Below are 13450 nucleotides of genomic sequence, written 5' to 3'. Positions count from 1 at the left end.
ACAATGAATATACCCAAACCACTTCAAGATGCAGAAGTCAGCGTTTCTCAGGGGCTTAATATCAAGGCGTTACTTTGCAACAATGGCCATCCCTTTTAAGAAGTAACAACGATGAGAGTAAGTGCCTGTGAAGCGCCCAACGGGTTGGTTAAAAAGCGATATATACTGCGTTATTGCTTTTAACAATAGAACCACTATTATTTGCAATCAATGCCTTGCCTAAATCGCTTTTAATTCCAAATGAAACTCGCACCTTGAGGTGGTCTGGGTATATATGTATGCTCTGCAGGATAAACTCAATGTAAATAACAACTTTAGGGTATTGTATGCGATTTGGACCAGGCCTCTTAGTCACTGCCGCCTTTATCGGACCAGGCACAATTACTAGCGCAAGTATTGCAGGAGCAAACTTTGGTTTTACTTTAGCATGGACTTTATTATTTTCAGTAATAGTAACCATCTCATTGCAATCAATGGCGGCACGATTAGGTGTTGCAACAGGACAAGACTTAGCACAAGCATTACGTGCTCATATACACACACCGATATTTAAAGTAATTGCAGCTATATTAGTGATCAGTGCCATTGGTGTTGGGAGTGCTGCTTATGAAGCCGGCAACCTTAGCGGTGCAAGTTTAGGCTTGATAGGTATTTTCCCGCAGGTTAACTCACAAATCTGGACACCCTTGATTGCCATTTTTAGCGCTTTGCTTCTTTATAGCGGAAAACACAAAGTGGTGGAGTCTGCTCTCATAATACTCGTACTTTTGATGAGCTTAGTATTTATCTCAACATTGATTATCGCAGCGCCCCCTATTGAACAATTATTGAAAGGGTTTATACCGAGTATTCCTGAAGGCTCAATGACCACCGTACTTGCATTAATAGGGACCACCATTGTGCCTTATAACTTATTTTTGCATTCGGGTATTCTTGCTGCAAAACACAACGGAAACAACGATACTGACAAAGTCATAAAACAGACCAATCTCGATACAGGTATATCAATTACTTTAGGTGGGGTTATTACGCTAGCAATATTATCTACAGCGTCGGTAGCATTTTATGGTACCGATGCTGGTAAGGTAAGCGCAGCCAATATGGCTACACAATTAGAGCCATTACTTGGTAATGCTGCGCAGTACTTTTTTGCGGTTGGTTTATTTGCCGCAGGCTTAACAAGCGCAATCACAGCACCATTAGCGGGTGCGTATGCCGTTTGTGGCATGCTTGGGTGGTCAAATGATATGAAGAGCCGTCAGTTTAAGTGGGTGGCGCTGGTTATATTAGTATTTGGGGCAACAGTCGCTTCTCTTGGCATAGATCCTATTGCAGTCATCATATTTGCTCAAGCTGCTAATGGCTTGCTTTTACCTATTGTTACTTTTTACCTTGTTTGGCTGGTAAACCAAAAGGCGGTAATGGGAAAATACACGAACTCACTACTTGTTAACCTACTAACATTGCCAATGTTATTACTCATACTGGGGTTAAGTAGCTACAAACTTATAAATATAATTGTTTAACAATAATAAATTAGGGCCAACATGAGGCCCTTATTTAGCTTTATGGACTAATTAGACTTGGCTACACACTACTGGTTATAAATAGTCAGCGCCTTTTTTAGAGGGCGCTGAGTTAACAATGAAAAAGCAGAACCGCCCACAGCACCTGCTAACAGTTGAGTATAAAACCCCCAACCTCTTGCGCCAGCAATAATATGTATATTCATAATTGATTCTATGGCAATGAGGACGGTTGCAAAAGCGACTATTCCTGCCACTATAAATAATGGAAATCTAAAATTATTATTTTTTTTCGCAAACCATTGTGCAACAGTAAACGCTATAGCTAGTGCAATGGCGATGATCGCGCCATAAGTCGGTAGCAACCCTAACCAATCAGCCAACACTAGATTGCCCCGATCACTTAAACTAATTACAACATCTACATTAACTAATTGATTGACAACGTATTGACTATGAAACAAGCTAGCAAGCGTGAATGTAAGTAACCAGGAAGCTAAAAATGAAGGCAACAAACGTGTTAAAAATGGCATGGTTTTCTCAACTTAAAATGTATCATCTTATTCACATTACCAAAGGCTTAAACACTAAACAATGTATCAGTTTGTTATTGCTCTTTGGCCTCTTTACAGCCTCAGTAAACGCAGCTTCTATATTACCCACAAAAAAGTACACCATTACAACAATTGCAAGTGAGTTAAAGTCTCCATGGAGTATGGTAAAGCTTCCTGATGGCACGTGGTTAGTTACCCAGCGCGATGGCCACATAGTTGTTGTAAAAGAAGGCCAGCAGTTACATAGTAAATTAGACTTACCGGGGCTATATGTTGGCGGACAAGGCGGCTTACTCGATATAGTACTATCGCCAGACTATAAACGTTCTAAAGAAATTATATTTACTTATGCTCAAGGTGAACTTGATACAAATCGCTTAGTTATCGCTAAAGCTGTATTTGATGGCATTCAATTTTCAAAGCCAGTGATTATTTATAAAGTCGCGACAGATAAAAATACACCGCAACACTACGCTGGCCGTGCACTTGTTTTACCTGATAATACATTATTGATTTCAAGTGGTGATGGCTTTGACTTTCGCGAACAAGCACAAGTAATAACGAGTCAACTTGGCAAAATATTACGCATAAATTTAGATGGGACTATACCTAAAGATAACCCGTTCATTGATCATGAAAATCGCCGTGCTCATGCTGTTTTCTCACTTGGCCATAGAAATACACAAGGACTTGTTTATGACTACGACGCTAATCACATTATTAGTCATGAACACGGACCTGCAGGTGGCGACGAACTAAATTACTTAAGCGCAGGCACCAATTATGGCTGGCCGGTTATAACCTATGGTAAAGATTACTCACAAGCACGCATATCTCCCTTTCAAGACTATCCAGGGATGAAAAAACCATTAGTCGACTGGACACCTTCAATTGCGCCTTCAGGTATGGTTTATTACGGCTCAAAACACTCGGCATTCCCTTCATTACACAAGCATGCACTGATCACCACATTAGTCGATAAAAAACTCTACGTCGTTGATTTAACTACAGGCCAGTTTGAACAATCGGCTGTATTTCCTGAAGTATCTGGGCGTTTGAGAGATGTTTATCTCACCCCCCAAGGCAACATTGCCATACTAACCGACGGAAAAAACGCCAAATTAATACTCATAAAACCTGAATAAACTAATTATAAATATGCGCTGAGGTGATTAAGCAAGTACTGTGTTTTTAAATTCTAATTAACGTAAAAGGTATCGATAAAAGATAACGCCTTGCTTACTTATTGGCTGTTGCGAAAATCCGCATTTTTCTAGTAGTTTTATCGAACCATTATTACCCTGGTCAACGCATGCGATAAGCGATGACCATGTTTTTATAACCTCTGCTTCAGCGACAAAGCCATTTAATAGTTCACTAGCAAAGCCTACTCCCCACTCCTCTTGGGCAAGTAAGTAACCAATATGCACACACTGTTCAATACCCGTAGAAATAAATAAAAAACCAATTATATGCTCAGGTGTTGTCCTGACTACCAAAAAGCGGCTTTGTGAGAGCATGTTTTTCAACCAAATATTAGCTGAATTAACACAATTAACACCTTGAAAATGTGGTGGTAAACATTTTACGACAGCAGGGGTTAAAATATGAGGTACCCGCTCTAGCAACTCATTGCACTCTAGCAAAGGTTGGTCGTGATCAATTTCTGTAACAATCAATCTGCTTGTTTTAAACTCGATAGCCATACTAATTTCTCTTTTTATAACCAAACTAGCAAAAGATTTCCCATGTTAAAAACCTGAATTGGGTTGTTTCAAAAATTCGATTTCAGCAGCTGTAGAACTTCGCTTTAATATGTTGTTTCGATGCGGATAGCGGCCAAATTTATCAATAATTGCTTTATGTTTATATTCAAAGTCAATATTACTTTGAATACCAAGACGATTAAATAACTTAACGGCTTCTTGATGTATTGCCATTGATTCGCTGTGCATAAATGGCATATACAAAAATACACGGTGCTGCGCAGAAAGTTGCGTGTCAAACCCTTTTTCAATGGCGCATTGCGCCAATGCTAGTGACAGTGAATCTGAAGCAAAAGAGGTGGGAGTATCGCGGTAAATGTTACGTGAAAACTGATCCAACACAATAACTTCAGCCAAACTACCTAGCTCAGTTTCACGCCAATGTGCCAACTCACATGCAACCGCTTGATTATGAAGTTTACCAAATCGGGTTTTAATCATTTGATCAAACTCAGTACCTTTTTGCCACCATTGTTTAGGTTCAAGTTCAGTAAACCAAAAATCAATAATTTCTTTATACATAATAATGCCCTATACACTAAAGAGCCGAGCCTAAGCTCAGGCTTTATAAATATTGCAATTCGATACTAACTTTGCCGCAAACGTGAAAAAGCTAGTACAAGTAAAAAAGTATTGCTTGTTCTGGTTCTATGCATTTACGCTAAACGCTCATACAACCCTGATGCGCGGCTGACTGATTTATTCATCGCCATGAGTAATACTTTTTTGTCAGCCACCAGCTCAAAGGTTTGTTTTGCCCGAGTAATACCCGTGTAAACCAATTGCCGATTTATACCTGCGGTTGCTTGGTTTACAGGCGGTAAAATCATGGCGGTGTAGGCAAATTCTGAGCCTTGTGATTTATGTATAGTCATTACATACACTTTGTCATGAGCAGGCAACCGTGCGGGTGAAAATGCCCGTTCATTGCCCTGCTCATCTATAAATACTGCTTTGAGTTGATTATTTTCATCGTGCAGTAAAATGCCAATATCACCGTTGAACAGTTTTAATTGATAGTCGTTTTGCGCAATCATAATAGGCAAGCCTAAATAATGGCGGTTATTTGCATGGGTGTTAATCAGGCCAAGGTTATGTAATTGCTTTTCAATCCGAAGGTTTAAGCTGTTTACGCCGTAATCACCTTCACGCACGGCGGCGAGTAATTGGTATTGAGTAAATGCGTGATGAATGTCCGCACTCGGCGCACCTTGTTTAATGAGGTTTAAATACTCACTGTAATGGCGAGCACAGCTTTGCACCAGCTTTTCAATTGGCTTAGTGACAATATCATAATCTAAAACAACGTCATTAAATTTACCGGAATAGATTTCCTGCTCAACATAATTGAGCTTACCCGTATTGTTGGTGTTCACCGCAAAAGCCAGCTCGCCAATGCCGCTTTTAGCATCAAAACGATAACTGTGTTGTAAAAACGCGATGCAATCGGCCAGTGCAAATGGGCTTTGCTGTGATTGTAGTTTTTGCTCGCCATTAAAACACAGCTGATTAAGCTCGGTGCAGCGCGCATCAGAATAACTCGGCGTGTGCCCAAGAGCCAAGCCTTGGCATAAGTCGCTCATCACACTACCGGTATCTACCGATGCTAGTTGGTCTTTATCGCCGAGTAATATTAATCTTGCGTGAGCGGGTAATGCCTCGATTAGTTTAGCCATCAGTGATAAATCTACCATCGACGCTTCATCGATGATCAATACATCAACATGCAATGGGTTACTGCTGTTATGTTTGAACTTATTGGTAAAAGGTTTAACCCCTAGCAAACGGTGAATAGTTTGCGCCGTTTGCACAATATTTGGCTCAACATCACTTGGGATCAACGCTTTTAATTGCTGCTTAGCCCCTAAAATAGATTCACTTAACCGCGCAGCGGCTTTGCCTGTTGGTGCCACCAGCTTTATGCTTAACGGCGCACTTTGATACAGTGATTGTAATATGGCTAATAGCTTGGTCACTGTAGTGGTTTTACCTGTGCCTGGGCCACCCGTGATAACACTAAAACCTTTTGTGGCTGCCATAGCACAGGCTACTTTTTGCCAATCGAGCCCTTCTTTGGGGGCTTTAGCTTCAGGGAAATAGTCATTTAGTAGCTTAGCAAGCGCTGCTTTATCTATTTTTATTTCACGCTTGCTCATAGCTAATAAGCGTGAAGCTAGCGTTTGTTCGTACCCTGCAAGGCGGGCAAAGTAGAGCCTATTACCAAATAAACACAATGGTTGTTGCTCACCCACACTTGGGTGCGACTCTAAACAGCGAACTGCTTGAAGAATATCAAACTCATCACTAAATGGGCTAACTCTCTCGGGTGATGAGCCTTGTGCTTTATTAAAGTCAGACTTTCGTAAGTTAAAAGGATTTTGCCAATTTACATCATCTAAATTTAAACAGCTGTGTTGGCTTTGCCCTGCTACGCACAGCAGTAAAATTAAATTAAATACATCGCTATTATCAGCACTGCTAACTACATCCCCAGTTAAAAGTTCAGCGAGCTTTACATCAACCACTCGTAGGCGCCCTTCACTCACTAAGTAATCAATTAACGGTACAGTATCTCCTGTGTTATCAGGCTCAGCGGCCATTAATGGCAAATCATTTATTGCATCGACTTCGCTCATGATGCCTCTCCTTTTATAACCGCGGGTTGAGTAAATAAGCCATCTAAAATGGCCACTTGATCTGTGGTGAGTTTATTAAAGAAGATGCCTTTCCCTTCACCCATACCCCTTAAAAAGGTGTAGTACACGCCGCCTAAGTGCTGCTCTGGGCTGTAGTTTGCAATGCGCTGTTTTAACAATCGATGCAGCGCCACAGTGTAAATTAAATACTGTAGATGGTATTGATGGCTGCTCATGGCTTGCTCAAGGGAATCTTGCTCGTAGTCGCTTGACTTGTTCCCTAAGTAATTCGATTTATAGTCCAAAATATAATATTGCCCTTCAAAGCAAAATATTAAATCGACAAAGCCTTTTAATAAGCCTTTAACATCAAAAAACTCTAAGTTACTTTGGTTAAAACCAAAATACTTTATAAGCACAGCATTAAGCTGTTTGGCGTTTAGGCTCTCAAGAGGTAAATTAAACTCCATCTCCACTAAGCAATCAGCCGGTGGCAGTACACTTAAGCTTAACCCTTCGTTATTGAGTGGGCATTGCAGGGCGCTGAGTATCCACTGCTCTGTGGTTTCTTGCCAGCTGCTATCTATGTGGTATTTTTTTAAGCTCTTTTCTACCACACACGCGAGGTTTTGCTCACTGTTTGTCGGGTGCGTGATGGGGCTGGTAAAATCAATTTGCTCAAAAATTTCATGTAAGCAACTACCGGGCTTAGCACCTTTAGGGAAACTGTATGGCGATTTAACGTCTTCTTGCTCTGCGGCAAACTCGTCTTTTTCGTGATCTTCGTCACTGCGACCTGGTTGTATATGATCAGTGTGTTTTTTAAAGCTCAGGGCACTAAAGCTAGTCGCGCGCCAATCTTTCTCAATGTCTACGGTCACATTATTAACGCTGAGATTGTAATCTGAGCTTTGCATTGATGCCAATTGCAACGTGCCCTGCTGTTGCAATTCATCACTGGTAAATTCAGTGTATTGCATCGCTTTGCTTTCATCACAGAATGCTTTTAGATGATTTCTCCATACTTCGCTACTGGTAATATCAAGCCCTGCAAATAAAACATGACCCAGCGAGCTACTTTGAATAGCCAATCGCTTGCTCTGCCCTTGCCCTAAGTTATACATGCCAATGGCGCAAAAATGAATGGCTCGTGTGAGTGCCACATACAATAAGCGTAAATCTTCAGCTAGGCGCTCTTGCTCAGATTTTTGCAGGGCATCATCCGCTTTACTTAAATCGTAAATAAGTTGCCCATCTTGATGATACAAAGCTTCTTTAGTTTCACGGTAACCACTGGCAAATGGCATGAACACCAGCGGGAACTCAAGCCCTTTTGAAGCGTGCATGGTCACAATGCGCACTAGGTTTGCGTCACTTTCAAGGCGTACTTGCACCGCCTCACCATCTTGCTGGCTAACCTTTTGTGCAAACCAACGTAATAGCCTTAATGTACCTTCAAGCTCGATTTGCTTTTGCTGGAGTATTTCACTTAAATGGCGGTAATCGGTGAGCCAACGCTCTACGTTATAGCCTAAACCTTGCCATTTCGCGCTTAATTGATTGTGGCTTAATAGGTGCTCTAGCATCGCCATGGCACCTTGTTTATGCCACAGTGCCGTTAAGTAGGCAAAAAAGTTAAGGTACGATTGCCATTGCTCTTCATCATCAGCTAGCGCGTAAATCTCGTTATAACTTAAACAAAACAAGGGACCTGCCAATACACCGCGTAATAATGATTCATTGTATTGACCATGTAGCGCGGTTAAAAAGTTAAGTAGATGATGGCTAAGCTCTTGGCTAAATACGCTGTCGCGGGATAAATACACACTGGCAATTTTAGCGTCGCTCAGTGCTTTTTTAATAATTTGCGCCTCTAATCGGTCGCGTACCAAAATGCAAATATCAGCAGCGGTTACCGGTGTTTCACCAATGCAGGCACGGCCTTCCTGCGCTTGGTTGAGTAAGGTGACAACTTTGTTGGCAAAATGGCTTGCTAAATGATGTTGCCCAACCCCTTTGCTGGTGGGCTTTTTACTATCATCGGCCGCTGTGTCAGCAAAAACACAAAACTCAAAAGCCTTGGCGGGTTTACCGTCGATTAAAAATGATTCATCAGCCTTTTTACCTTTGGCTTCAACCGGATTAAATGGAATAGCCTCATTATAAATAAAGCTGTTGTTGTGCTTAGCAAATAGCTTATTTACACTGCTTACCACATCACTACTTGAACGAAAATTAGTGCCTAAGGTAAATTGTTGCTCCTGCGCAACTGCATGCTTTGCGCCAATATAGGTAAAAATATCCGCGCCCCTAAAGCCGTAAATGGCTTGTTTAGGGTCACCAATCATCGCAAGTGTTGTATTTTCTTGGTCATAAATTTTACTAAAAATACCGTATTGAATTGGGTCGGTATCTTGAAATTCATCAATCATCGCCACGGGGAATAACTGGGCTATTTTTTGCGAAAGCGTATCGCCTTGTTCACTGTTAAGCGCATTATGTAAATTACTTAATAAGTCATCCGGAGTGATCACGCTTTGCTCAGTTTTACGTTTGACGATGGCTGTTTTAACCCAGCTCGCAGCATGTTGAACAATCGCTATACTGAGCCCTTGATTAATGGTACTACTGAGCTTTGCAAGTTCATCAAATTGAGGCAGTAATTCATGGCTAAATAAAGGCTGATTTTTTTTATAGTTACCCGCGTCACTTAAGTTATCGCTACTCCAAACCTCAAACGAATACTTACTTGTGCCAAATTTAAAAAATAGTTCATCGCCACGGCAAAAATCCTCAAGCGCTTGTAAGCTGCCTTTGCGCCCTGGTGTTTTAGAGCCACTGAGCCCAGACGCTTTTACTGCTGCAATAAACTCGCTATTTAAGCACACTTCTTTAAAGGTAGGTACTTTAGCTAGGTACTCTTCACGTGCTTGCCATACATCATCAAGTTTGATCGTAGGTGTAATGAGCGCATTGCCTTTATTAAGCAAGCTCGATACCTGACTAAATAAAGATTCAGGTGTAGGGAATACTTCCAAAATGGCATCAGTTTTTTCTTTATTTAGCGGGTAGACAAAAGTACGCCAAAAATCTTTAATGGTCTCAAGTAATATTTCGCGCTCATCAAGTATAAATTCTAAATTAAACGCCACGCCAGACTCAAACGCATGTTGCTTTAGCATGCGCTGACAAAATCCATGAATGGTAAAAATAGCCGCTTCATCCATCGATTTTGCCGCGGCATCGAGTAAGTCAAAGGCGCGGTGTTTATCGTCGATGTTTTGGATGAGCTCGCTTACCAAATCATCTTTGGTTTTTAAGCCAAGTAGTGCATCGCGCGCAGCAATTATACGAGCGCGTACTCGGTCTTTTATTTCTTGCGTTGCAGCCTCAGTAAAAGTTACAACTAAAATTTGCTCCACGCTTAGTGGTTTATTTACCTGACAAAGCGGTTCATCCGCTATTTGCATGCCGAGCAAGTAACGTAAATACAAGCCAGTAATCGTATAGGTTTTACCTGTGCCAGCACTGGCCTCAATTAAACTTTGCCCCGTAAGTGGCATTGTGAGCGGGTTAAGCGCTTGCATAATCGCTCTCCTTAGCGTTGTCGATTAATGACGTAAGGAGTGTATTACTCCACTGGGTAAATTCATCTTGGCAATCTAATAATGACTGTGTGGTTAGGCGAATATAAGGGTTTTCTCCCTCACCGCGGCCAATATATTGCGGGCTAAATTTATTAATCGCTTTATTAATATCACCCTCGGATTTTACGTATTCATAACTACTGGCCGGAAAAAACACCACCGGCGATTGCCTCAGTGCCGCGTATAAACCAAACCACTGGTTTAATTGTTGCTGTGCGTATTTTGCACTTAATGGTGCAAAAGCGATTTGTTTATCTAACCCTAAAATCAAGGTTTCAACAGGATGACCCATCACTTGAGCCGTTAAATGATAAATAAAACCTTTAATAAGGTCTTTAGCTTTAATACTGGCACTTCTGTAAAACACTTGTTTTTGTAAATAAATATGATTGAGCCAACCTTCAAGTTGGCTGCTTTGCGTTTTACCATCAGCATCCTCACAGTTGAGTGTTAAAGACACTTCAACGGGCTCATGTTTGCCATTCGCAATATGTGCTTTTACTTGCCCTGCAAGCGCGTCAACCCGGTGCTCCATACTTTCAAAAATCAAGTCACCTACATTCGCTTGAGGTAACTCGCCTCGTTGCAATATTTGTTCACGACTCAGGGGTATATCAAAAATGGCCGCTTCGAGTATTTCATCTAAATAAAAATAACGTTTCAGTGCATCAACACTAAACGGCTCTTCATCTTTGGCCACATCGTTAAACTCAGGTAAACGCAGGCCCAATGTTTGCTGATAAAAGCTTTCATGGGGGTTACACACACTGCGAATAAACACATCAAGGTCGAGGCTTTCAGGCATTGCCACATCAAGTTTGCTAAGTGGCTCTGGGGTTATAGCCTCTGCCGGCAACCACACTGGATTATAGCTGTGCTCATTAAACGCCAATTGCGTAGGTGTTTGCTCGCTGGGCATATAATAATGGTGATTAAATGGCTGTAGCCGCTGCGCTTTTACTAAACAATCTGGCAAGGTTTGTTCACTTTGCTCAGCAAAAGTAAAGCTTCGGCCAATGTATTCTAACAACTCACTCACCAGCGTTGATGGCATGCGGGGTTGGTTGTCAAAACACGAACGGCCAATATAGCTCATGTATAAGTTATCACGAGCACTGAGGAGCGCTTCTAAAAATAGATATCGATCGTCTAGTTTTCGTGATCGGTCACCTTTTTGCTTTTTAGAGTACGGCACTAAATCAAAACCTATGGGTTGTACTGTACGTGGGTAATCGGCATCATTTAACCCTAACATACACACCACTTTGAATGGCACGGCGCGCATTGGCATCAGAGTACAAAAATTAACTTGGCCAACTAAAAAGCGTTGGCCAACGCCTTTTTCTTGAATGCCTTGTTTGATTAAATAGCTGACTATACGCTGCGAAACGACCTGAGTGTAATCACCGTTTTCATGGTGTTTTTTCAGATCATCAAGCACTTTTTTCAGTACTAAAAGATCCCAGCTGTCATCGCTTTCACTTTCATAAATGGCTTCAAGTAGCTCATCTAAAATATCGGCTTTATTAATCAGGGTGTCATCTGGGCTCAAACGCTCTTTGAATGTTTGCAGCACATCAATAAAATGCACCAGTTTATTGAGCGTATCGAGTGCCATGCCTTCAACTTCATCGGCGCTGTAAATGCCCTCAAACGGGATTTGCTCATCACGCTGTGCAATACCGAGCAATAAACGGTTTAAGCCATGTTGCCAAGTGTTTAAATCTATTGCCGGTAAGTCAAAACCACTTTTATGCTCGGCATTAATACCCCATTTCACCCCTACTCGCTCAAGCCAGTATTGAATTTGCTCGTACTCATGAGGCTCTAAACTAAATCTTTCGGCAATTTGTGTAACTTGCAGTAAGTCTAAAATGTCAGACACGCCAAAGCGCGAAAACGGTAAATTGGCTAAACTGGCAAACGAGCTTAGTACTGGCTTTTCTTGTTCTATGGCTAAATCGGCTAACGCATACGGAATATGGCGTTTACCATGAGCACCACCAAATACCGCCTCAATATAGGGGCTGTAGGTGCCCACATCGGGCATCATCACGATAATGTCTTTTGGGGTGAGCTCTGGGTTTTGATGAAATAAGTTAAGTAAATAATCATGCAGGCGCTCTACTTCACGAAGTGGCGTATAACAATCGCTTACGATAATGCTGGTGTCACCTACGCGTACTGGCAGTTTGCCTTCATCATTGATAAACCACTCTTTATCTAGCGTTAATGATTCACCTTTAAATGCGAGTTGGTATATTTCGCTTTGTATTTTACCCAGTAGTGAATCATCAAAACTGTCAGTGAAACCGTCAATCCAACGGGCATCTAATTGTACTAGTTGCTCAAAATAGTCACGGCCTAATTTACCCCATGACGATAATAGCGGATTACCAATAAAGTAATATTCATCGTCTGGTTTACTCGGCGTATGCTGAGCAGCATCAATTAACGGGGTTTTAGCGTATTTAGCGGCAATTTTTGCTGCGGTTTTTTCATCAACCACATCACCCCAATAATGTTCACTGGGATTAAAAAAGAATAAAAACACCTGTGTTTTTTTACTTAATGCATCAAAAATTTCCAGTTGAGAGCTGGCTATGGCCGATATACCAAATAGGCTAATGCGTTTTGGCAATAAGCTCTCGTCCATAGTCTCAAGTGCTGCTAGTAATTTACCTTGCATATTGGCACGATGAAACTGGCTTTGGCCAAGCTCCACACTTAAAGCAACAATGCGCCGCCATAAATCGGGCTGCCAAGGAGAAATACTAATATCTACGTCATCAAGGGCATCTTTACCGCTATCCCACGTTGCAATCCAGTGTGGCCGATACATTAAATATTGGTCGTACACATCGGCTATTTTTTCACACAGAGCAAAGGTTTTTTGCCCGTCTAAATCACCTTCAAGATACGTTTTAAGGGGTAAATATAATGGTTCATCAATGCAATTTGGTAAAATCGTAAATATTTTCCATGCAAGATTTGGTTTATTAAACGCAGACTCTTTGGGCACGTTTGGCAATAATTGCTGATAAAGCTGCCAAATAAAACTTGAGGGTAAAGGAAAGTCCACCTGCGCTGCAATACCGAGGTTTTCACTTAAGCCTATTTTTAGCCACTGCGACATACCTGGCGATTGCACAAGTACTACTTCTTTTTCAAACGCGCTGGTGAGTGGGTCAACGGTTAATAAATGATGAAACTGCGCTTGCAGGGTTTCCATTCGGTTAGATTGAATAATATTGAGCATTGCGACACTGTCCTTGCATGAGATAAAAACAGTGTAAGATATTTTCAATTACAGGGGTAGCC

At 41.4% G+C, this 13450-nt stretch carries 8 protein-coding genes; 2 read left to right on the top strand and 6 right to left on the bottom strand.

Annotated features, from left to right (window positions below; translation table 11 throughout):
• Positions 1-326: 326 nt before the first annotated feature.
• Entirely contained in the window at positions 327-1526 is a 1200-nt protein-coding gene (locus tag ACFI4Z_RS14910; RefSeq protein WP_462671278.1) for an Nramp family divalent metal transporter, read from the top strand.
• A 68-nt stretch (positions 1527-1594) separates the two neighbouring features.
• Here ACFI4Z_RS14910 and ACFI4Z_RS14905 read toward each other — a convergent pair whose 3' ends face one another.
• Entirely contained in the window at positions 1595-2059 is a 465-nt protein-coding gene (locus ACFI4Z_RS14905) for a hypothetical protein (protein ID WP_462671277.1), read from the bottom strand.
• Between ACFI4Z_RS14905 and ACFI4Z_RS14900 the strand changes: the two genes are divergently transcribed.
• Positions 2044-3225, top strand: a complete 1182-nt coding sequence (locus tag ACFI4Z_RS14900; protein WP_462671318.1) for a PQQ-dependent sugar dehydrogenase — start codon at positions 2044-2046, stop codon at positions 3223-3225. The two genes, ACFI4Z_RS14905 and ACFI4Z_RS14900, sit on opposite strands and share 16 nt — an antisense overlap.
• A 57-nt stretch (positions 3226-3282) precedes the next feature.
• On the opposite strand, the gene ACFI4Z_RS14895 is transcribed toward ACFI4Z_RS14900, so the two are convergent.
• The 5 genes from ACFI4Z_RS14895 to recC form a co-directional block, all read right to left on the bottom strand.
• Entirely contained in the window at positions 3283-3786 is a 504-nt protein-coding gene (locus ACFI4Z_RS14895; RefSeq protein WP_462671276.1) for a GNAT family N-acetyltransferase, read from the bottom strand.
• A 45-nt stretch (positions 3787-3831) separates the two neighbouring features.
• Positions 3832-4368, bottom strand: coding sequence for a DUF924 family protein (locus ACFI4Z_RS14890; protein WP_462671275.1), 537 nt, complete (start codon positions 4366-4368; stop codon positions 3832-3834).
• A 134-nt stretch (positions 4369-4502) separates the two neighbouring features.
• Positions 4503-6446, bottom strand: coding sequence for an exodeoxyribonuclease V subunit alpha (gene recD / locus ACFI4Z_RS14885; RefSeq protein ID WP_462671317.1), 1944 nt, complete (start codon positions 6444-6446; stop codon positions 4503-4505).
• A 32-nt stretch (positions 6447-6478) separates the two neighbouring features.
• The gene (recB, locus tag ACFI4Z_RS14880) at positions 6479-10069 is read right to left on the bottom strand and encodes an exodeoxyribonuclease V subunit beta (protein WP_462671274.1); all 3591 of its coding nucleotides are present in this window, start codon (positions 10067-10069) and stop codon (positions 6479-6481) included.
• The gene (gene recC / locus ACFI4Z_RS14875) at positions 10056-13388 is read right to left on the bottom strand and encodes an exodeoxyribonuclease V subunit gamma (RefSeq protein ID WP_462671273.1); all 3333 of its coding nucleotides are present in this window, start codon (positions 13386-13388) and stop codon (positions 10056-10058) included. Before recC ends, recB begins: the two co-directional genes overlap by 14 nt.
• Between the last annotated feature and the right edge of the window lie 62 nt (positions 13389-13450).

It is taken from the genome of Pseudoalteromonas sp. RWi3 (genome assembly GCF_054960735.1).
Note: the sequence above shows the minus strand (reverse complement) of the source record. Positions and strands in the feature narration are given on the sequence as shown.

Coding starts and splice junctions, on each gene's coding strand:
- ACFI4Z_RS14910 (WP_462671278.1), top strand. CDS start 327: ATGCGATTTGGACCAGGCCTCTTAGTCACTGCCGCCTTTATCGGACCA.
- ACFI4Z_RS14905 (WP_462671277.1), bottom strand. CDS start 2,059: ATGCCATTTTTAACACGTTTGTTGCCTTCATTTTTAGCTTCCTGGTTA.
- ACFI4Z_RS14890 (WP_462671275.1), bottom strand. CDS start 4,368: ATGTATAAAGAAATTATTGATTTTTGGTTTACTGAACTTGAACCTAAA.
- ACFI4Z_RS14895 (WP_462671276.1), bottom strand. CDS start 3,786: ATGGCTATCGAGTTTAAAACAAGCAGATTGATTGTTACAGAAATTGAT.
- recC (WP_462671273.1), bottom strand. CDS start 13,388: ATGCTCAATATTATTCAATCTAACCGAATGGAAACCCTGCAAGCGCAG.
- recD (WP_462671317.1), bottom strand. CDS start 6,446: ATGGCCGCTGAGCCTGATAACACAGGAGATACTGTACCGTTAATTGAT.
- recB (WP_462671274.1), bottom strand. CDS start 10,069: ATGCAAGCGCTTAACCCGCTCACAATGCCACTTACGGGGCAAAGTTTA.